The sequence below is a fragment of the Streptomyces sp. NPDC001157 genome (assembly GCF_053598255.1).
In genome coordinates, this window is record NZ_JBSFJW010000015.1 from 124,363 (window position 1) to 143,977 (window position 19,615).

A 19,615-nucleotide genomic window follows, 5' to 3' on the forward strand; every position below is an offset into this window, starting at 1 on the left:
CCCTGGGACGGCGCCCGGACAGCACCCGCACGGCTTTCCGCCAGCCATTTGGCCTCGAACATTCTTCGAACACAGGGCCAAAGCCGTGCCCGCCGTCCCCCGAAACACGGCCGAATGCCCGTTTCCTGCGCGCACGAAACCTGTTGAAGATTGTCGAGCCCGCATACCGCCGGGTACAGTCACCGCACTGCTCTGGCAGCCCCTGTTGTCGAGGCGAAAGAGAAGTTGGTGAACGACCGTCACCCGTCGGGGACCATGACCACCCCGGCTCCGGCTTCCGACGCCGCCTCGGCGCACTACGCGTCGTACGGCACGCAGGAAGCCCAGTACGGCGACTTCACCACGTACGGCGGCTACGACTCCAACGGTTTTGCGACCGGCAGCCATGGCACCTCGACCTTCGCCGCAGACCCCCTGTTCGGCAGCCTCCCGGGCGAGAGCACGGGTTCGTACGACTCCGGCCACTGGGCCACGGGCGGCCACCACACCCTGAACTACGACGCGTACGCGGCACAGCACCATGCCGCCTACGACACCGGCGGGTACGACACGACCGCCTGGACCGCCGACTACCAGCCGCTCTCCGCCATCCCGCCGCAGGCCACCGGGCACGATGTGTCAGGCCAGTGGGATGCGAACGCCTGGCTGCAGCCCGACCATTCGGGCAGCCCCGCCGACCAGACCCAGCAGTGGGAATGGGGCACCCAGGCCTTCGACACCGGCGCGTACGACGCCACGCAGTGGAACTCCGAGAGCCCCGAGGCCGGCGACACCGCCGCGACCGCCGGACCCGCCGACGACTACGAGCAGCAGGCCGACCACGGTTCGTACGACGAATCCGTCCCGGACGGCGGCCAGTCGAACGCCACCGGAGAGCTGCCCGCGGTGGCCCCGCTCCTCGACGAGCAGGAAGAGGTCACGCCGGCTCCGGCGTCGCGCGCGGGCTCCCGCAGCGGGGCCCGTTCCCGCCGTCGCGCGCCCGCCAAGCGGTCCGCGCTGCTGACCATCGCCGTACCCTCGGCGTGTGTGATGGGCGTGGCCGGTATCGCCGCTGCCTCCGTGGGCACCTTCACCGGCGACAACGACACCTCGACGACGGCGTCGGACGCGCATGCGGTGAAACCATCCGCCGCCAACAACAAGCTGGACACCCAGATCCAGAGCCTCTCCGCCGGCGCCGACGACTTCGCCGACCGGGCCAGCCGTACGCAGGAACGCATCGACCTCAAGGCCCAGCAGGAGGCCGAGAAGAAGAAGGCGGCAGCGGAAGCGGCCCGCAAGGAGCGGCTGCGCCCGAAGTACGTCCTTCCTGTCACCCAGAAGGGGCTCAGCGCGTACTTCGGCCAGGCCGGCATCAACTGGATGTCCGTGCACACCGGCATCGACTTCCCGGTCTCGTACGGCACGACGGTGATGGCCGCGACCGACGGCACCGTCCGCACTCAGTGGAACAGTGCGTACGGGAACATGATGATAGTGACCGCGAAGGACGGCACGGAGACGTGGTACTGCCACCTCTCCAGCTATCGCGTCGCCTCCGGTACGACGGTGAAGGCCGGCACGCCGATCGCGTACTCCGGGAACTCGGGCAACTCGACCGGCCCGCACCTGCACTTCGAGGTCCGGCCGGGCGGGGGCTCGGCGATCGACCCGCTGCCGTGGCTGCGGAGTCATGGGCTCGACCCGACGTAGGAGACCTGGGGACTGCGCCCCCAGACCCCCGCTTCGGCCTGAACGGGCTCGTCCTCGAACGCCGGACAGGCTGTTGTAGCTACTCCTACAGCTTCTCCACCGGTGCATACCGCAGCAGCAGGCGCTTCGGCTTGGTGTCGCCGAAGTCGATCGTCGCCTCGGCGTTGCCGCCCGTGCCCTTCACCGCCACGACCGTGCCGAGGCCGAACTGGTCGTGTGTGACCCGGTCGCCCACGGCCAGCGAGACCACGGGCTTCTCGGAGGCCCGGCTCGTGGCGAAGCCGGACGCGCCCGATGCCGACGAGCGCGAGCGGGTGGACGACAAGGAGGCCGCCACGCCCGACGCCGGGCCGGAGGAGACCGGGGCAACAGCGCCCGTCCGCTTCCAGTCGACGTGTTGCGCCGGAATCTCCTCCAGGAACCGGGAGGGCGGGTTGTACGACGGCTGCCCCCAGGCGCTGCGCAGCGACGACCGTGTCAGATACAGCCGCTCACGCGCGCGCGTGATGCCGACGTACGCGAGCCGCCGCTCCTCCTCCAGCTCCTTGGCCTGGCCGAGGGCGCGCATGTGCGGGAAGACGCCGTCCTCCATGCCGGTGAGGAAGACCACCGGGAACTCCAGGCCCTTGGCGGTGTGCAGGGTCATCAGGGTGATGACTCCGGAGCCGTCTTCGTCCTCATCGGGGATCTGGTCGGAGTCGGCGACCAGCGCGACGCGCTCCAGGAAGTCGGCGAGCCCGGGAGACTCCTCGCCCTCGCCCGCCTCCTGTTCGAACTCCAGTGCCACGGCGGCGAGTTCCTGGAGGTTCTCGATGCGGGTCTCGTCCTGCGGGTCGGTGGAGGCCTGCAACTCGGCCAGATAGCCGGTGCGTTCGAGGATCGCCTCCAGGACGGTCGCCGGGCCCGCGCCGGACTCGACGATCGTGCGGAGGTCCTCCATCAGCGTGTTGAACCGCTTGACGGCGTTGGCCGACCGCGCGGCCATGCCGTATGCCTCGTCGACGCGGCGCAGCGCCTGCGGGAAGCTGATCTTCTCGCGCTGCGCGAGTGCGTCGATCATCGCCTCCGCGCGGTCGCCGATGCCGCGCTTGGGGACGTTGAGGATGCGGCGCAGCGGCACCGAGTCCTCGGGGTTGGCCAGCACCCGGAGGTAGGCCAGGACGTCCCGGACCTCCTTGCGCTCGTAGAAGCGGACGCCGCCGACGACCTTGTAGGGCAGACCGACCCGGATGAAGACCTCTTCGAAGACACGGGACTGGGCGTTGGTGCGATAGAAGACGGCGACGTCCCCGGCCTTCGTCTCGCCGGCGTCCGTGAGACGGTCTATCTCGTCGGCGATGAACTGGGCCTCGTCGTGCTCCGTGTCGGCGACGTAGCCGGTGATGCGCGCGCCCGCGCCCGCATTCGTCCACAGGTTCTTGGGGCGGCGGGACTCGTTGCGCTCGATGACCGCGTTCGCCGCGCTCAGAATGGTCTGCGTGGAGCGGTAGTTCTGCTCCAGCAGGATCGTCGTCGCGTTCGGGTAGTCCTCCTCGAACTGGAGGATGTTCCGGATCGTCGCACCGCGGAAGGCGTAGATCGACTGGTCGGCGTCGCCCACGACGCACAGTTCGGCGGGCTGGAGGTCGTACTCGTTCGGCGGTACGTCCTCGTCGTGCGCGCCGGTGCCGACGAGCTCCCGTACGAGCGCGTACTGGGCGTGGTTGGTGTCCTGGTACTCGTCGACCAGGACGTGCCGGAAGCGACGGCGGTAGTGCTCGGCGACGTCCGGGAAGGCGCGCAACAGGTTGACCGTCGTCATGATCAGGTCGTCGAAGTCGAGGGCGTTCGCCTCGCGCAGCCGCGACTGGTACATGGCGTAGGCCTGGGCGAGGGTCTTCTCGAAGCCGTCGGCGGCCTGGGCGGCGAAGTCCTCCTCGTCGATCAGCTCGTTCTTCAGGTTGCTGATCTTGGCGCTGAAGGACTTCGGCGGGTAGCGCTTGGGGTCGAGGTCCAGGTCTCGGCAGACCAGGGCCATCAGGCGCTTGCTGTCGGCCGCGTCGTAGATCGAGAAGGAGGAGGTGAAGCCGAGCTTCTTCGACTCCCTCCGCAGGATGCGCACGCACGCGCTGTGGAAGGTCATCACCCACATCGCGTTCGCGCGCGGGCCGACGAGCTGCTCGACGCGCTCCTTCATCTCGCCCGCGGCCTTGTTGGTGAAGGTGATCGCGAGGACCTGGCCCGGATGCACGTTCCGCTCGCCCAGGAGGTAGGCGATGCGGTGGGTGAGCACGCGGGTCTTGCCGGAGCCTGCGCCGGCCACGATGAGCAGGGGGGTGCCGGAGTGGACGACGGCGGCGCGCTGGTTCTCGTTCAGCCCGTCCAGGAGCGCGGCCGGGTCGATCGCCGGGCGGGGGGCGCCGTTGCGGTAGTAGGCCTCCCGGTCCGGGGGCACGTCGAACTTCCCGCCGAACAGATCGTCCGGAACCGGCTCCGGTCCGTGATCGTCCTCGGGCGGCGGCGGAGGGTCCTCCTCGTGCCCGCGGGGGGCCTGGAGGTTCGCCAGGAAGCTGTCGTCAAAGAGGCTGCTCATCGCTCTCCGAGTCTAGGGTGCCCCACTGACAGCCCGCCGCCGCCCTGAGAACATCGCGGGAATCCGCGGGCTCCCCGGGCCTCCCCGGCCTTAGAACCCCTGAATCTTCAGAACCCCCGAATCATCCAGAGCCGGCCACCCCTGTCGTCCGCTCTCCCTCCGAGAACGTGCCGTCACAGTCCGCAATCACCCAGGTCGAGAGGTAGAGGTTCACGCCCCAGGGGCTCCCCCGAGGACAGCCCCTCATGGACTACCACCCCCGAGCAGCAACCAGGTGGAAGCGGGCGGACGCCATCACTCCGGTTGAAATGCGCCCACGTCGCAGCAGATCCATCCGGATTGACGACTGCGCGCGGCTCCCTGACCAAAGGTCACGAAAACGTATCGGGCATATCGAACATCAACCTTCACAGAGGCCACACGAGTTGGCTACCGTTCCGGCAGGCCGCACGACCCCCACCGGCGAACGTCGCCGGGCCGCGCTGCCTCCGCCGAGTCCGGGGCGCCGCCGCGCATCCGGAGCCGGGGACCCACACCGACCTTGGGGTGAATCGGTCCTCCTCCCTTTCGGGGTACGGACCGTAGGGCAACCCTTCCGAACCACCCGCCCGAACCCGACAGCTAACTCGGTAGGCGGAACATGGAAGGAGTCGCCTCCCTTGGCGTCGCACCGCAAGTCGCGCCCCGCGGGTACACGCGTAGCAGGCATACGCACCCCCGCCCTCGCCACGGCCGCCCTCACCTCGGTGGCCCTGCTGTCCCAGTCGGCGAACGCCGCCCCCGCCGCCGACGGCAACCCCAGCCTCGAAGAAGTCGAGAAGAAGGTCGACGACCTCTACCGCCAGGCGGAGTCGGCCACCGAGAAGTACAACGCGGCCAAAGAGAAGACCACGAAGCAGCGCAAGAACGTCGACACCCTCCTCGACGACGTCGCCAAGCGCACGCAGAAGCTCAACGCGGAGCGGGAGCAGCTCGGTTCCTTCGCCGCGGCCCAGTACCGGACGGGCGCCGCCGCCCCCGACACGGCGACCTTCCTGCTCGCGGACTCCCCGCAGGACTACTTCGACCAGACGCAGCTGATGGGGCGGCTGACCTCACGTCAGAAGAGCGCGGTCGACGACTACTTCACCGAGCAGTCCGCGACGATGACGAAGCGCCAGGAGGCGTCCAAGAGCCTTCAGACGCTCACCGAGACGCAGAGCGACCTGCAGACCGCCAAGTCCACGGTGCAGAAGAAGCTCTCCGACGCGCGCGAACTGCTGTCGAAGCTGACCGCCGAGGAGAAGGCGCGGCTCGCGGCGATCCAGAAGCAGAAGGAGGAGGAGGCCGCGCGCAAGGCCGCTGAGCTGGCGAAACAGCAGGCGGCGGCGGAGAAGGCCAAGGAAGAGGCCGCGGCCCAGGACAGCGGCTCCTCCTCGGGCTCGGGATCCACCTCCACCAGCGACTCCTCGTACGCCACCAAGGCCGAGAAGGCGCTCGCCTTCGCCCGTGCGCAGATCGGCAAGCCGTATGTCTGGGGCGCCACCGGCCCCGGCTCCTACGACTGCTCCGGCCTCACCCAGGCCGCCTGGAAGGCCGCGGGCGTCGACCTCCCGCGCACCACCTACGACCAGGTGAACGCCGGCACCACGGTCTCCCTCACCGACGCGCAGCCCGGCGACCTGATCTTCTTCTACGACGACATCAGCCACGTCGGCATCTACATCGGCAACGGCATGATGATCCACGCCCCGAAGCCCGGCGCGTACGTCCGCGAGGAGTCGATCTACTACGGCGGCGCATCGATCATCCACAGCGTGGTGCGGCCGGCCTGAGGCACCGGAGAGCAGTGCACGCGCGCGTGCGGGGCAGTTTGCGAGGCACGCGCGCGTGGCCCGTCCCCAACCCGCGCGGCACTCCCTAGCATCGGCCCCATGTCCGTCCCGACCTTCCTCCGCGCCTGGTGGGCGCAGCGTTCGCCGGCGGCCGGGGCCGCCGTGCTGGCGACCGGCATCGTGTCGGTCGGGCTGCATCTGACGGGGTACGAGGCGCTGTCGCGGGTCGTCCTGGGCCTGGCCTGTGTCGCCTGGGCGGTGCTTGCGGCGGGCTTCGGCGTCCGTCTGGTGCGGGAACCGGAGAGGTGGCGGGCGGAGGCGGGGACGCCGGGGGCGCTGACCGCCGTGGCGGCGACCGCCGTGCTCGGGACCCGGTTCTCGGCCCTCGGGCGGCAGACCCTCGCCGAGGCCCTGCTCGCGCTGGCGGCCGTGCTGTGGCCATTGCTGCTGGTGCAGGTCGCACGGCACTGGCGGCGTCGTATGCCGGGCGGGGTGTTCCTGTGCTGCGTGGCCACTCAGGGACTCGCGGTGCTCGGCGCCACGCTCGCCGGAGCCCAGGCGACGGCATGGCTCGCCCGTGCGGCACTCGTGCTGTTCTGGCTCGGGCTCGTCCTCTACGGCTGCGCGCTGGCCCTCTTCGATCTGCGACAGGTGACGGAAGGGCTGGGCGACCAGTGGGTGGCGGGCGGCGCGCTCGCCATCTCGGCCCTCGCCGGATCGGAGCTCGTCGCGGCGGACAGCGCGCGCCTGTACCTCTGGAACGACGACGACCGCGGCGTCCTGCGCGCCGTCACCCTGGCGCTGCTCGTGCTCGACCTGGCCTGGTACGCCGTACTGCTCGTCGCCGAGGCGGTGCGGCCGCGGCGCGGCTACGACGTGCGGCGCTGGGCGACCGTTTTCCCGCTGGGGATGACGGCTGCGGCCGTGCTGTCCGTCGCCGCCGCCCTCGACGCCCCGCGACTCGAAGGGCCCGGGGAGGTACTGCTGTGGATCGCGGTGGCGGCCTGGCTGGCCGTCGCCGCGGGCGCCGTGGCCGCGGCCCGCGCCGGCATCAGGTCCAGAGCACCGCGATGAAGACGTTCGCCGTGGTGAGCAGGCCCACCAGTCCGAACAGGCTCTTGTCGATCTTCTCGTCGTCCCGCTTCACATAGACCAGGCCGAGGATCACGATCAGCAGGGCCAGCTTCACGCCGATCTTGATGTTGTTGACGTGATGGTCGTCGGCCTGGTTGAGGCCGACCAGGATCGCGCCGGTGACCAGCATCGTCAGCGCGCCGTGCAGCATCGCCGGGACGAAGCGGGCCTCTCCGCGGCCCATCGCCTTCATCTGGGTGAGGAAGCCGCCGAGGAGCGCGGCGATGCCGATGATGTGCAGGCCGACGAAGAGATGGATGAGTACGTCCATGGGGCCGGAGCTTAGACAGGGGCCCATGGGGCGCCCGACACCGACCCGTCCTTCACAGGTGGCCCCTGCATATATGCGGCCCGTAGCACTCCGCCACCCACCCGTGTTCCGGAACGGCCACATCGGTCAGCGCCCTGCGTGAAGTCGACGGCGCGAGTCCTGGATCACGCCCGCATACGGTCACTCGGCGATCCGCCCGGGGCACTTCCGCACATCGCGTTACCGAGCCGACACAGACAGGTTTAGCGTCCTCCACCAGGTGACCGGCTCCCCACCGCCGCCCGGGCCAGGGGCGGCAGTCGGCCACCACCGCCGAGAAGGTCCGGCGGCGGCCCGCTCCCCCTGTGCAGGCCGCCGCCGGACGCGTAAACCGCCCCGGAACGGGTGGTCGTACGAAAGGACGGGCAGTCCACGTGGCAGCGCACCGCAGGCCCAGTCGGCGCTCGTTCAACGGCAGTTCGGCCCGGACGGCGTTCACGATCGCCGTGGCGGGCGCTGCGACCGCGACGGGCTTCGACGGGACCGGGCACGCCGAGCCGGACCTGACGCCGACGCAGGTCAGGGCCGAGGTGGACAAGCTGTACCAGGAGGCTGAGGCCGCCACCGAGAAGTACGACGGGGCGAAGGAGCAGGCGGATGCCGCCGAGCGGCGGCTGTCGACACTGCGGGACGAGGCGGCGCGCAAGACGGACAGACTCAACTCGGCGCGGGACGAGCTGGGTTCGATGGCCGCGGCGCAGTACCGGGACGGCGGTCTCGACCCGGCCCTGCAACTCGCGCTGTCGGACGACCCGGACCGCTATCTCGAGGGCGCCGAGTTCGTCGACCGGGCGGGCACCCGGCAGGCGGCGGCCGTGGCGGACGTACGGGAACAGCTGCGGGAGATCGAGCAGTTGCGCGGGGCCGCTCGCATCGAGCTGGCCGGACTCAGGTCGCGGCAGGCGGAGCTGAAGCAGGACGAGAAGACGATCACCGGGAAGCTGGATACGGCGCGGCGGCTGGTGGCCCGGCTGTCGGCCGCGGAGCGCGCTCGGCTCGGGGACGGCACCGACCGCGCCTCACGTTCCGCGGCGGGTGGCCGGGACGGCCTCGCGTCCCTCGGCTCCGCGACCGCCGAGGCGCCCGACTCGCGTGCCGCGGCGGCCCTCTCGTATGCGTACTCCAAGCTGGGCAGCCCGTATGTGTGGGGGGCGACCGGCCCGGACGCGTTCGACTGCTCGGGCCTCGTCCAGGCCGCCTACCGCTCCGCGGGCATCTCCCTGCCCCGCACGACCTACGCCCAGATCGGCGCCGGACGCCGCGTCTCCCGCGCCGAACTTGCCCCGGGCGACCTGGTGTTCTTCTACTCCGGCATCAGCCACGTCGGCATCTACGTCGGCAACGGCATGATGATCCACGCCCCGAACCCGTCGGCGCCGGTGCGGATCGCGCCGATCGACGAGATGCCGTTCGCGGGGGCCACGCGGGTGGTGTGAGCTGCGGGCAGACGCTCTCAGACCAGCCGCCGCGCCGTCGCCCACCGGGTCAGCTCGTGCCGGTTCGACAGCTGCAGCTTCCGCAGGACCGCCGAGACATGGGACTCGACCGTCTTCACGGAGATGAACAGCTGCTTGGCGATCTCCTTGTACGCATACCCCCGGGCGATCAGACGCAGCACCTCCCGCTCACGCTGGGTGAGACGGTCGAGGTCCTCGTCGACCGGTGGGGCGTCGGTGGAGGCGAAGGCGTCGAGGACGAAGCCGGCCAGGCGCGGCGAGAAGACGGCGTCGCCCTCCTGCACACGGAAGATGGAGTTGACGAGGTCCGTGCCGGTGATCGTCTTGGTGACGTAGCCGCGCGCGCCTCCCCGGATCACGCCGATCACGTCCTCCGCCGCGTCCGACACGGACAGCGCGAGGAATCGGACCGGCTGCTCGGCGTCGGCCATCAACGCGGCGCAGCGGCGCAGGACTTCGACGCCGCCACCACCCGGGAGATGGACGTCGAGGAGAACCACCTCGGGACGGGTCGCGGTGATGACCGTGACCGCCTGGTCGACGTCGGCGGCCTCACCGACGACCTCGACTCCGGTCTGCTCGGTCTGGCCGATCTCGGCCTGGACGCCCGTACGGAACATACGGTGGTCGTCGACGAGGACCACACGCACGTGCCGCTCGCCCGCGCCACCGCCGGCCGTCGGCTCCACAGGCTCCGCGTTCGCCTCGGTCGGGTCGCTCATCACGTCTTCTCCGCCCTCTCCATCTCCAGCTCGACCTCCGTGCCGCCGTCCGGCACCGCGCGCAGCCGCGCCGTACCGCCGTGGCGCTCCATGCGGCCGATGATCGATTCTCTGACGCCCATGCGGTCGGCGGGTATCGAGTCCAGGTCGAAGCCGGGGCCACGGTCCCGGACCGACACGAAGACGGTCCTTCCCTCGACTTCGGCGTAGACCTGTACGGCGCCGCCCTCGCCACCGTACTTGGCGGCGTTCACCATCGCCTCGCGCGCGGCCTGCATCTGCGCGGAGATCCTCTCGTCGAGCGGGCAGTCGCCGACGATGACGACCTCTATGGGGACGCCGTGCTTGTCCTCCACCTCCGCGGCGTTGCGCCGCACCGCGTCGGCCAGGTCGGTGGGTTCGTCGGCCTCGTCCTTGCCGGTGCCCTCCGGCTTGTAGAGCCAGGTGCGCAGGTCGCGCTCCTGGGCGCGAGCGAGGCGGCGCACCTCGTTCGCGTTCTCCGCGTTGCGCTGGATCAGGGTCAGGGTGTGCAGCACGGAGTCGTGGACATGGGCGGCGACCTCGGCGCGCTCCTGCGCACGGATGCGCATCAGGCGCTCCTCGGAGAGGTCCTGGGTCATGCGGACGAGGTAGGGCCCCGCGAGGAGCGTTATCCCGACGAGGACCGCGAGGGCCGCCTGCAGGACGGAGCCGAGGTGGGCGGCGGAGCCCTGGAGCACGAAGATGCCGGAGACGCCGGCGGTGACGAGGAGGACACCGCCCGCCGCGCGCAGCAGGGTGAGCGTGCGGCGGCGGCTGCCGACCTCGACCCAGCGGGCCCGGCGGGCGTTGTCCGCCTGGCGCCAGACGAGGGCGACGCCCGCGCCGACGAGGACGGCGGGCCAGAGGTAGGCCTTGGCTCCGCCGCCCACCTTCACATTGCCCACGAAGACCATGGCCACCACGACCATGAGGAGCAGGGCGACGATCTGGCCCTTGTCCGGCTTGCGGGCGACCAGTCTGCGCCGGCCGTCCGGCGAGGTTTCGGTGCTGACCAGCGACGGGGGTTTCTGACCGCCGACGCCTCCGACGCCGAGCGGCACGAAGAACCAGAACGCGGCATACAGCAGCGCACCGAGGCCGTCCGCCATGAACAGGCCGACGAACACGAGCCGCACCCAGATGACCGGCAGCCCGAGATGCCCGGCGAGCCCCCGCGCCACGCCACCGAGCCAGCGTCCGTCGCTGCTGCGGTAGAGCTTGCGCGGCGGCCGCGGTTCGACGAGTGGCGCTGCAGCGGCTTCCGGCATGCCATCGATACTCACACGGGCGGAGGACGGGGGCATCAGGGTCGACCCCCGAGACACCCCTGATCTTCGAACCGAGGCCCCGTCGAACGGTTCCCGGGCGGCGGCTCAGGGGCGATATCAGGGTCCGGCCAGGGTCGTACCGACTCCCGTCGGAGCGGCTCGGCCGTCACCATGGACCCATGACAGATCACGAGCGCGCCGCGACGGGTCCGGGACCCGGCTCCGGCCCGCGCCCCGCTCCGGGCGCCGGGCCGCAGGATGCCGCGCCCGCCGCGGACGCGGGCTCGCGCGCGCACGGGCGGGCGGGCGCGCAGGAAGAGGGGGTTGCGGGCGCGGAGGGCACAGAGGCTCCCCGCAGGTTCCGCCGCGACCGCCGGTACAAGGTGCTTGCCGGGGTCTGTGCCGGGCTCGGGCGGCAGTGCGACATGGATCCGGTGATCTTCCGGATCACCCTCGCGGTGCTCTCCGCGACCGGCGGCATCGGCTTGCTCTTCTACGGCTTCGCCTGGCTCCTCATCCCGTACGAGGACGAGGAGGAGAACGAGGTCCGCAAGCTGCTCACCGGACGCGTCGACGGCCAGGCGCTGACCGCGGTGATGTTCGCGCTGGTCGGCTGCGGGGTGTTCCTGACCTTGCTGAAGAACGGCGGGGTGCTGGCCTTCGCCGTCGTCCTCTCCCTGCTCCTCGCGGGCGCCGGGTACTGGTCGCGGCAGCGCGGCGCCCCCGACCCCGACCCGCTGGCCGCGCAGGCAGTCGCCGACGCCCCGCCGGAGGCCCAGGCACCGCCGGTCATGATCACCTACCCCTCCTGGTGGCGCGACCCCATCGTCAAGGACGGCACGCATGTCGGCGGCACGGGCTATCTGTGGGGCCCCCAGGACTCCCGCGACCGGGACATCGCGGCGGCGGTCAACATCAGCCTCGGCACGTCCTGGAACAACCGCGCGGACATCCGCACACCGCGCTCCCCGGCGCCCAGACCGCGCGGCCCCCGCTGGATCGGCGGCTGGGTCTTCCTGCTCGCCCTGCTCGCCGGCGGCCTCGGCACCGGACTGACCTGGGACGACCATGCGCTCGGCACCAGCCTGCAGACCGGTCTGTCGTGCGCGCTTCTGGTCCTCGGCCTGGGCATCGCGGTCAGCGCGTTCCTGGGGCGTACGGGCGCGGGGTCGGTCTTCCTCGCCATCATCACGGCGGCCCTGCTCGCCGGCTCGGCGGCCCTGCCCAAGGACGTCGGCACGCACTGGATACGCACGACCTGGCAGCCGGCCGCGGTGGCGGACGTGCAGAAGAAATACGACGTCGGCAGTGGCGTCGGCACCCTGGACCTGAGCCGGTTGCACCCGGCCCGGGGGCAGACGGTGAGGACGAGGGCCGATGTCGGCATGGGCCGACTGAAGGTGATCGTGCCGAAGGACGTGACCGTGAAGCTGAGCATCGATGTGGGGGTGGGCGACATCCAGCTGCCGGGCGACAAGCCGGGAGACGTGGACGTGGAGCCGGGCAAGCACAAGGAAGTGACCCTGCCGCCGGTCTCGGGCGGCAAGAACACCGGCACGCTCGACCTCGAGCTCCAGGTCGGTCTCGGACAGGCGGAGGTGAGCCGTGCTGCGTCATGAGTTCCAGCCGGGGAAGCTGGTCGCCGGCGCCTTCCTCGCCCTCGCGGGCGCCATGTACGCCGGTGACGCGGGTGGCCTGTGGGAGACACCGTGGTTCGCGGTGATCCCGGTCGTCACGGTCGGCCTCTGCCTGGCCGGCGTGGCGGGAGCAGTGGCCCGGGGCATACGGCGTCGCCGGGCGGCGGTGCCCGGAAAGGGGGCGAGTGAGGCAGAGCTGAACGCACCGGGGACATGACCCGGGCTCCGGAGGTGGCGGCGGCTCCACGCCCAGAAACATGACCAGGCACAGGGACGGCACGCCCCCCACCCAGACACATGGCCGGACATGCGGGCGGCCGTCGGCTGCAAGCCAGGGGGGACGCGGCGCGGGCAGACGGAGGGCACGGCCGCCATACCCAAAGACATGGCCCCCAGACGCGGCGGCACCGACTGCAAGCCAACAGCCACAACCCCGACGCCCCGTCCGGAGCCATGACCAGGCAAGCAGCCGCACGGCCGCCCCGTCCGGAGCCGTCACACCGCACCCCAAGGCGGCTCGGCTCAGGTCGGGGCGGAGTGCTTCGTCGCCGGTAGCCCCCGCCGACCAGGAGCTACCGGTAACCTGCCGCCCGTTGCCTGCGCCGCGCGCGGAGTGCGGCGTCCAGGGAGAACGTGGCGGCGCCCGCGAGGACGAGGGGGAGCCAGGCCATCAGGTAGGCGAGGTCGTTGCCGTAGTAGTACGGGTCGGACTGCCAGCTCACGGTCAGCCACAGGCTGAGGGAGATCAGTGCGCCGCCGAGCGCTGCCAGGCGCGCGAACAGGCCGATCAGGGTGCCGATGCCGACCGCCAACTCGCCCAGGGCGATCGCGTAGCCGAAGCCCACGGGGTTCTTCAGGGCCATGTCGACCATGGCCGGGATGGCGGAGGAGTCGCGGACGTTGCGCATCATCTCGCCGATGGAGCCGGAACCGGAGCTCTTCATGAACGCGCTGTTGGTGAGCTTGTCCAGCCCGGCGTAGATGAAGGTGACGCCGAGGAAGACGCGGAGCGGAAGGAGGGCGTGTCGGGTGGCGGAATCGCGCCAGCTCCGGTCGCCGTCGAGGTACGGGGTGTGCGTGTCCGTGCGCATGCCGTGAGTCATCGCTGTCGCCTCTCGCCCGCGGTGCCGGGACCCTCACAAGACGATACGTACGTCAAGGACGGTGCGCTCAATGCGTTCGTGCCGATTTCAGCACCGGTGCCCGCGTCGAGAGGGGTGTCCCATTCGGTCCGTCACGGTCGTCGTCAGGATCAGTTCAGTCCGTCACATCAATCGCGTACCTATTCGTCTCTACCCCCGCTGCCGTCACTACTTGCACCTCGACCCTCCCGGGTTCCACCTCCGCGGGCACGGGCACGGTCAGTGCCGCGTCCGTCGGGTTGCTGAAGCCGCCGGTCACCGGGACGAGGGGCACATGGACGTTCACCGCGCCGATGCGGACCACCATCCGCGTCAGCCGGTCGGCGCCCTGGGCGCCCGGCGGGACGAAGCCCGCGCCGCGGATCTCGATGTCGTCGCCCGTGCGGATGGGCGCGTCGAGGTCGCCGGCCTCCCGGGCGCGCACCACGGAGAGGATCACCGGGCGGCCGCCCTCCGCGTACTTGGCGGCCACATAGGTCGCCGCCGACACCAGCACCACCACCGCGAGACCCCAGGGAAGGTCCGGCAGCTGGTCCGGGCGGCGGGCCAGCCGTACCGCGGCGAACAGGACGGCGACGGCGCTGATCACGACGTACTGGATGTCGGCGAAGGTGCCCCGCCCCGAGTCGTCGGTCAGCAGGTCCGCCGCCCGGGGCCGGTCAGCCCGTACCTTCTGCAGCCGCTGCCCCAGGATCCGCAGCCCCACCACACGCCGCACCAGCACCGCGATGCCGCACACGACGGCGAGGACGGTGACGAGGCCGGCGCCGCGGGCCAGTTCGAGACCGGAGATCACGGCGTCGCGCTCCGCGTGGTCGGAGGCAGCGGCGAGGCGGCCGGCCAGGAGCAGCACGGCGTAGGCGACGAACAGCACCCAGGCCGCCGCCACCGTGCGGGACGTGGACAGGCGGTTGTCCTCACCGACGACGGGAGCCAGCACACCGCCGCGCGCCCGGTGGAACCAGGACGCGGCGGTCAGCACCCCGCCCACGACCACCGCTGCGAGCAGCCCCGCCGTGCGGGCCGTCGTCCAGCCCGCGCCGATGGCCGTGAGCGACTGCACCAGCAGCAACACCACCACCAGTGCCCACACCACCCACACCGTCCGCTGCCACAGACGGGACAGCCAGGCCTCGCCCTCGGCGCGGCCGCGTTCGGCGACGAGTTCCGCGGACTGGGTGAGCTCCTCCGAGACCCACTGGCGGGAGGCCGAGGCCGAGTGCGCCACCGCGGCGGGCAGCCCCTGCCCGGCCGCGAAACCGTCGCGCATCAGCAGGAATTCGGCGACCGCACGCCGGTGCCCCTCGCGCGCCCCGTGCGGGCAGTCCCCGCAGGTGCAGCCGCCCCCGTGCGCACCTCTGCGGGCGCCCGCGTCCGCGCCGCCTCTCGCCTCCTGCACCGCCACGCCCGCCGCCCGCCTTCCCCGCAACCCCTGCGGCCCGCGGCCCTGCCCAGCAGTCGGCCGCCGCCCTGTACCACCCGTGTGATGACAGCGAATTGTGCCCTACGCCACGCCACCCCCGCCCGGCAGGTCTGGTCAGCCCGGAGTGAAGTGCAGCCACCGTGTTGACCCGGCTGCGAGAATTTCTCCATGGCCGAGATCATCCAGCGGGACGGGACCTGGGCCTTCGACGGCACCACGGTCAGGATCACGCCGGGTCTCCACCGCTCCGTGCCGCTGTTCCGGCAGACGTACGGGGAGGTCGCGGTGCCCCTCGAAGCCGTCGCGGGCGTGGTCTTCGAACCGGAGCGCAAGCGCGGACGGCTGCGGATACGGCTGCGTGAGGGCGCCGACCCGCTGCTCCAGGCGACCGGCGGCCGGCTGCCGGATCCGGCCGACCCGTACCGGCTGGTGGTGGACGTGGACCGGGCGGGGGTCGCCGAGTATGTCGCCGAGGAGATCCGCCAGGCCCTGCTGCTCGACGAGATCCCGAAGGAGCCGACCAAGGCGTATCTGCTGCCGGGGCCGCCCGTCCCGGTGTCGGTACGGTCCTCCGACGGCACCGTCTCCTTCGACGGCACGCAGGTGCGCATCGACTGGGCCGACACCTCCGACCGCGTGAAGCGGGCGACCGGGCCGCGCATCATCGCCGTCGGCGACCTCGTGCAGGTCGAGTGGCTGCCCAACTCCGGTTACGAGGACGGCTTCCTGCGCTTCGTGACCCGCGAGACGGTGTTCTCCAAACTGCCGCCGGAGAAGGACCCGTACGCCCTGGACCTGTGGGGCAGCGCCCGCCGTGACCTGCTCACCGCGCTCGTCGCCACGGCGATCACCGCGCGCCTGCCGCATCCGTCCACCCGGGGCGGCGGCCAGTACGCGGAGAGGCGGCAGCCGACGGCGGCCGTGCCGCCCGCGGCCGACCACCACGACGTACTCCTGCGGCGGCTGCGGGAGTTGGGCGAGCTGCACCGTGAGGGGGTGCTCACGGACGAGGAGTTCGCGATGACGAAGGCAGCGGTGCTACGGGGCTTCTGAGCCCCCAGGACAGCAGCCCTAGGACAGCAGATCCGGCTCGCTGCGGCTGATGTCCTGCCACAGCGGCTGGTAGTTGATCCATGCCACCAGGTCGCCGCCGAGCTGCTCGCGGGTCGCCACCGCCGCCCTGTGGTCGATGAGCAGGGGGCGTCCGGCGGCCTTGGCGGTCAGCTGCACCTGGGCGGAGCGTTCCATGGACAGGAACCACCAGGCCGCCGCGTCCACCGAGTCGCCGACCGTCAGCAGCCCGTGGTTGCGCAGCACCAGCGCTTTGCGGGAGCCGAGCGCGGAGGCGATACGGCGGCCCTCCTCGGCGTCGACGGCGACGCCGGTGTAGGCGTCGTAGAGGGCGTGGTCCTCGTAGAAGGCGCAGCTCTCCTGGGTGATCGGGTCGAGCAGGTCGCCGAGTGCGGACAGGGCCCTGCCGTGCACCGAGTGGCAGTGGGCGACGGCCACGACGTCCGGGCGGGCCGCGTGGACCTGGGCGTGAACGGTGAAGGCGGCCTGGTTGACGTGGTAGCGCCCTTCGATCACCTGGCCCTCCGAGTTGGCGAGCACCAGGTCGCTCACGGTGACGTGCTTGAACGGCATCCCGAACGGGTTGACCCAGAAGCAGTCGCTGTACTCCGGGTCACGGGCGGTGATGTGCCCCGAGACGCCGTCCTCGAAGCCGAGCCGCCCGAAGACCCGCAGCGCGCCCGCGAGCCGCTCCTTGCGATGGCGGCGCTCGTCGTCGACCGAGTCGTGCATCGGCGGCATCGCGAACTGCAGCCGGTCACTCGGAAGGGCGGGCGGCGGGGTGGGCCCGGTCCCGGGGGTCCCGTGCATGTGTCCTCCAGCACTGGGTTGCTCTACGGGGCGGAAGTTACCGTCGGTCAGCCCAGGAGAACAGAGATGTTCTGTAAAGATGACGCGCGCAACCGTTGCGGGGGCGCGCGCGGACAGGTGTGGTGCCCCCACGGATACCCGACAGAAGGTGTCGGGTATCGGCGTCACACTCGCCGTATGACAGCGAACTGGGCGGCTTTCCTCGCCGCCGAACCGGATCTGGCCCGGACCGTCGAGGAACGCTTCGGCGCCTTCACCCACCACGTTCTCGCCACCCTCCGCAAGGACGGGTCGCCGCGCACCACCGGTCTCGAGGTGCGTTTTCTCGACGGTGAGCTGTGGCTCGGCATGATGCCCGACTCGCTCAAGGCCCTCGACCTGAACCGCGACCCGCGCTTCGCGCTCCAGGCGAATCCGGGGCCGGGCACCACCATGGGCGGCGGTGACGTGCGGATCAGCGGGCGGGCGATCGGCGTCGAGGACGGCGAGGCGAAGGCGGCGTACAGCAAAGAGGTGGAACCGCCGGAGCCGTTCCACCTCTTCCGTACCGAGCTGACCGAGGTCGTGCGGACCTATGTGGAGGACGAGAAGTACCTCGTCGTCCAGGTCTGGAAGCCCGGTGAACCCGTGCGCACGATCAAGCGCACCTAGGTTCTACTCCCACTCGATGGTGCCCGGCGGCTTCGACGTCACGTCGAGGACGACCCGGTTGACGTCCGCGACCTCGTTCGTGATCCGTGTCGAGATCTTCGCGAGGACGTCGTACGGCAGGCGCGACCAGTCCGCCGTCATGGCGTCCTCGGAGGAGACCGGGCGCAGGACGATCGGGTGGCCGTAGGTCCGGCCGTCGCCCTGGACGCCGACCGAGCGGACGTCCGCGAGCAGGACCACCGGGCACTGCCAGATGTCGCGGTCGAGGCCGGCCGCCGTCAGCTCCTCGCGGGCGATGGCGTCGGCCTCGCGGAGCAGGTCCAGACGCTCCTTCGTCACCTCGCCGACGATACGGATGCCGAGGCCGGGGCCCGGGAAGGGCTGACGCTGGACGATCTCGTCCGGGAGCCCGAGCTCCTGGCCGACCATCCGGACCTCGTCCTTGAAGAGCTTGCGCAGCGGCTCGATGAGCTGGAACTCGAGGTCCTCGGGGAGGCCGCCGACGTTGTGGTGGGACTTGATGTTGGCGGTGCCGGTGCCGCCGCCGGACTCGACCACGTCCGGGTAGAGCGTGCCCTGCACCAGGAACTCCACCGCCGGACCCGCGTCCGCGATGATCTCCGCCTGGGCCTGCTCGAAGACCCGGATGAACTCGCGGCCGATGATCTTCCGCTTCTCCTCGGGGTCGGAGACCCCGGCGAGCGCCTTGAGGAACCGCTCCTCCGCGTCGACGACCTTCAGCTGGACGCCGGTCGCGGCCACGAAGTCCTTCTCGACCTGCTCGGTCTCGCCCTTGCGCATCAGACCGTGGTCGACGTAAACGCAGGTCAGCTGGGAGCCGATGGCCTTCTGCACGAGGGCGGCGGCCACGGCGGAGTCGACGCCGCCGGACAGACCGCAGATGGCGCGCCGGTCGCCGACCTGCTCGCGGATCGCGGCGACCTGCTCGTCGATGACGTTCCCGGTGGTCCAGGAGGGCGTGAGCCCGGCACCCCGGTACAGGAAGTGCTCCAGTACCTGCTGGCCGTGCGTCGAGTGCATGACCTCCGGGTGGTACTGGACGCCGTACAGCTTCTTCTCGTCGTTCTCGAAGGCGGCGACCGGGACGACGTCCGTGGAGGCCGTGACGGTGAAGCCCTCGGGGGCGGCGGAGCAGGCGTCGCCGTGCGACATCCAGACGGACTGCTCGTCCGGGGTGCCCTCGAAGAGCGTCGAGCCGGACTTCGATACGTGCAGAGGCGTACGGCCGTACTCGCGGGCGCCGGTGTTGTCGACGGTGCCGCCGAGGGTCGTGGCCATCAGCTGGAAGCCGTAGCACATGCCGAAGACGGGGACGCCGGACTCGAAGATCTCGCGGTCGAGGCGCGGGGCGCCCTCCGCGTAGACCGACGAGGGGCCGCCGGAGAGGATGATCGCCGCCGGGTTCTTGGCGAGCATCTCCGCGACCGGCATGGTGCTCGGCACGATCTCGCTGTAGACCCGGGCCTCGCGGACGCGACGGGCGATGAGCTGGGCGTACTGCGCGCCGAAGTCGACGACCAGGACGGTGTCGGGAGCGGCGGCGGCGGGGGTCGCTGATGACACGGGGTGCCTTCCGGCGGTTGGGCGGGGTCTTTGCTTGCCGAGTCTACCGGGGTGGCCGCGCGGTGACCTCGCCGTCTGCTGGGGGCTGCCGCCCCCAGACCCCCGCTTTCGGCCTGAACGGCCTCGTCCTCAAACGCCGGACAGGCTGACATCACCCGCCCAAGTCTCACGATGCGAACCAGGTTGGACCACACCGTCATGCCCGGCATACTGGCCCCATGCTCACGCACCAGACCTTCGTCTTTACCTATGGCAACCGGCCCGCCGGCTGCCATGGTCGTGCTGCTTGAGCTACTGACAAGCGACT

General features: G+C 70.9%; 16 protein-coding genes and 1 riboswitch. Of the genes, 8 read left to right on the plus strand and 8 right to left on the minus strand.

Going from position 1 to position 19,615, the window contains the following annotated elements:
• The first annotated feature begins 255 nt into the window (after positions 1-255).
• Positions 256-1,692, plus strand: coding sequence for a M23 family metallopeptidase (locus tag ACWDAG_RS25545; protein ID WP_450697937.1), 1,437 nt, complete (start codon positions 256-258; stop codon positions 1,690-1,692).
• A gap of 85 nt (positions 1,693-1,777) precedes the next feature.
• On the opposite strand, the gene pcrA is transcribed toward ACWDAG_RS25545, so the two are convergent.
• A complete protein-coding gene (pcrA, locus tag ACWDAG_RS25550) occupies positions 1,778-4,264 on the minus strand; it encodes a DNA helicase PcrA (protein ID WP_450697886.1) in 2,487 nt (828 codons plus the stop codon).
• 479 nt (positions 4,265-4,743) lie between these two features.
• A riboswitch (cyclic di-AMP (ydaO/yuaA leader) is annotated at positions 4,744-4,915 on the plus strand.
• An 8-nt stretch (positions 4,916-4,923) separates the two neighbouring features.
• Between pcrA and ACWDAG_RS25555 the strand changes: the two genes are divergently transcribed.
• Complete coding sequence (locus tag ACWDAG_RS25555; RefSeq protein WP_450697887.1) at positions 4,924-6,078, plus strand: NlpC/P60 family protein; 1,155 nt, start codon at positions 4,924-4,926, stop codon at positions 6,076-6,078.
• Between the two features lie 99 nt (positions 6,079-6,177).
• Positions 6,178-7,152, plus strand: a complete 975-nt coding sequence (locus tag ACWDAG_RS25560; RefSeq protein WP_450697888.1) for a tellurite resistance/C4-dicarboxylate transporter family protein — start codon at positions 6,178-6,180, stop codon at positions 7,150-7,152.
• Here ACWDAG_RS25560 and ACWDAG_RS25565 read toward each other — a convergent pair.
• The gene (locus ACWDAG_RS25565; protein WP_450697889.1) at positions 7,130-7,483 is read right to left on the minus strand and encodes a hypothetical protein; all 354 of its coding nucleotides are present in this window, start codon (positions 7,481-7,483) and stop codon (positions 7,130-7,132) included. The genes ACWDAG_RS25560 and ACWDAG_RS25565 overlap by 23 nt on opposite strands.
• A 413-nt stretch (positions 7,484-7,896) precedes the next feature.
• Here ACWDAG_RS25565 and ACWDAG_RS25570 point away from each other — a divergent pair, with 413 nt between their 5' ends.
• Positions 7,897-8,958 (plus strand): NlpC/P60 family protein, encoded by a 1,062-nt coding sequence (locus ACWDAG_RS25570; protein ID WP_450697890.1) that lies wholly within the window; start codon positions 7,897-7,899, stop codon positions 8,956-8,958.
• 17 nt (positions 8,959-8,975) lie between these two features.
• Here ACWDAG_RS25570 and ACWDAG_RS25575 read toward each other — a convergent pair whose 3' ends face one another.
• Complete coding sequence (locus ACWDAG_RS25575) at positions 8,976-9,701, minus strand: LuxR C-terminal-related transcriptional regulator (RefSeq protein WP_390666104.1); 726 nt, start codon at positions 9,699-9,701, stop codon at positions 8,976-8,978.
• Entirely contained in the window at positions 9,701-10,990 is a 1,290-nt protein-coding gene (locus ACWDAG_RS25580) for an ATP-binding protein (RefSeq protein WP_450697891.1), read from the minus strand. Before ACWDAG_RS25580 ends, ACWDAG_RS25575 begins: the two co-directional genes overlap by 1 nt.
• 179 nt (positions 10,991-11,169) lie before the next feature.
• On the opposite strand from ACWDAG_RS25580, the gene ACWDAG_RS25585 reads away from it, so the two are divergent.
• Positions 11,170-12,609, plus strand: a complete 1,440-nt coding sequence (locus tag ACWDAG_RS25585) for a PspC domain-containing protein (protein WP_450697892.1) — start codon at positions 11,170-11,172, stop codon at positions 12,607-12,609.
• Positions 12,596-12,844 (plus strand): hypothetical protein, encoded by a 249-nt coding sequence (locus ACWDAG_RS25590; protein ID WP_450697893.1) that lies wholly within the window; start codon positions 12,596-12,598, stop codon positions 12,842-12,844. The genes ACWDAG_RS25585 and ACWDAG_RS25590 overlap by 14 nt, the downstream gene beginning before the upstream one ends.
• 355 nt (positions 12,845-13,199) lie before the next feature.
• Here ACWDAG_RS25590 and ACWDAG_RS25595 read toward each other — a convergent pair whose 3' ends face one another.
• Together ACWDAG_RS25595 and ACWDAG_RS25600 are read right to left on the minus strand one after the other, a co-directional pair.
• Complete coding sequence (locus ACWDAG_RS25595) at positions 13,200-13,730, minus strand: DoxX family protein (protein WP_450697894.1); 531 nt, start codon at positions 13,728-13,730, stop codon at positions 13,200-13,202.
• Positions 13,731-13,884: 154 nt separating this feature from the next.
• Entirely contained in the window at positions 13,885-15,174 is a 1,290-nt protein-coding gene (locus ACWDAG_RS25600; RefSeq protein WP_450697895.1) for a hypothetical protein, read from the minus strand.
• Positions 15,175-15,360: 186 nt separating this feature from the next.
• On the opposite strand from ACWDAG_RS25600, the gene ACWDAG_RS25605 reads away from it, so the two are divergent.
• Positions 15,361-16,245, plus strand: a complete 885-nt coding sequence (locus tag ACWDAG_RS25605) for a DUF4429 domain-containing protein (RefSeq protein ID WP_450697896.1) — start codon at positions 15,361-15,363, stop codon at positions 16,243-16,245.
• 18 nt (positions 16,246-16,263) lie between these two features.
• On the opposite strand, the gene ACWDAG_RS25610 is transcribed toward ACWDAG_RS25605, so the two are convergent.
• Complete coding sequence (locus ACWDAG_RS25610; RefSeq protein ID WP_450697897.1) at positions 16,264-17,073, minus strand: class II aldolase/adducin family protein; 810 nt, start codon at positions 17,071-17,073, stop codon at positions 16,264-16,266.
• Between the two features lie 177 nt (positions 17,074-17,250).
• Here ACWDAG_RS25610 and ACWDAG_RS25615 point away from each other — a divergent pair, with 177 nt between their 5' ends.
• Entirely contained in the window at positions 17,251-17,724 is a 474-nt protein-coding gene (locus ACWDAG_RS25615; RefSeq protein ID WP_450697898.1) for a pyridoxamine 5'-phosphate oxidase family protein, read from the plus strand.
• A 3-nt stretch (positions 17,725-17,727) separates the two neighbouring features.
• Here the strand turns inward: ACWDAG_RS25615 and guaA are convergent, their stop codons facing one another.
• Positions 17,728-19,308, minus strand: coding sequence for a glutamine-hydrolyzing GMP synthase (guaA, locus tag ACWDAG_RS25620; RefSeq protein WP_450697899.1), 1,581 nt, complete (start codon positions 19,306-19,308; stop codon positions 17,728-17,730).
• Between the last annotated feature and the right edge of the window lie 307 nt (positions 19,309-19,615).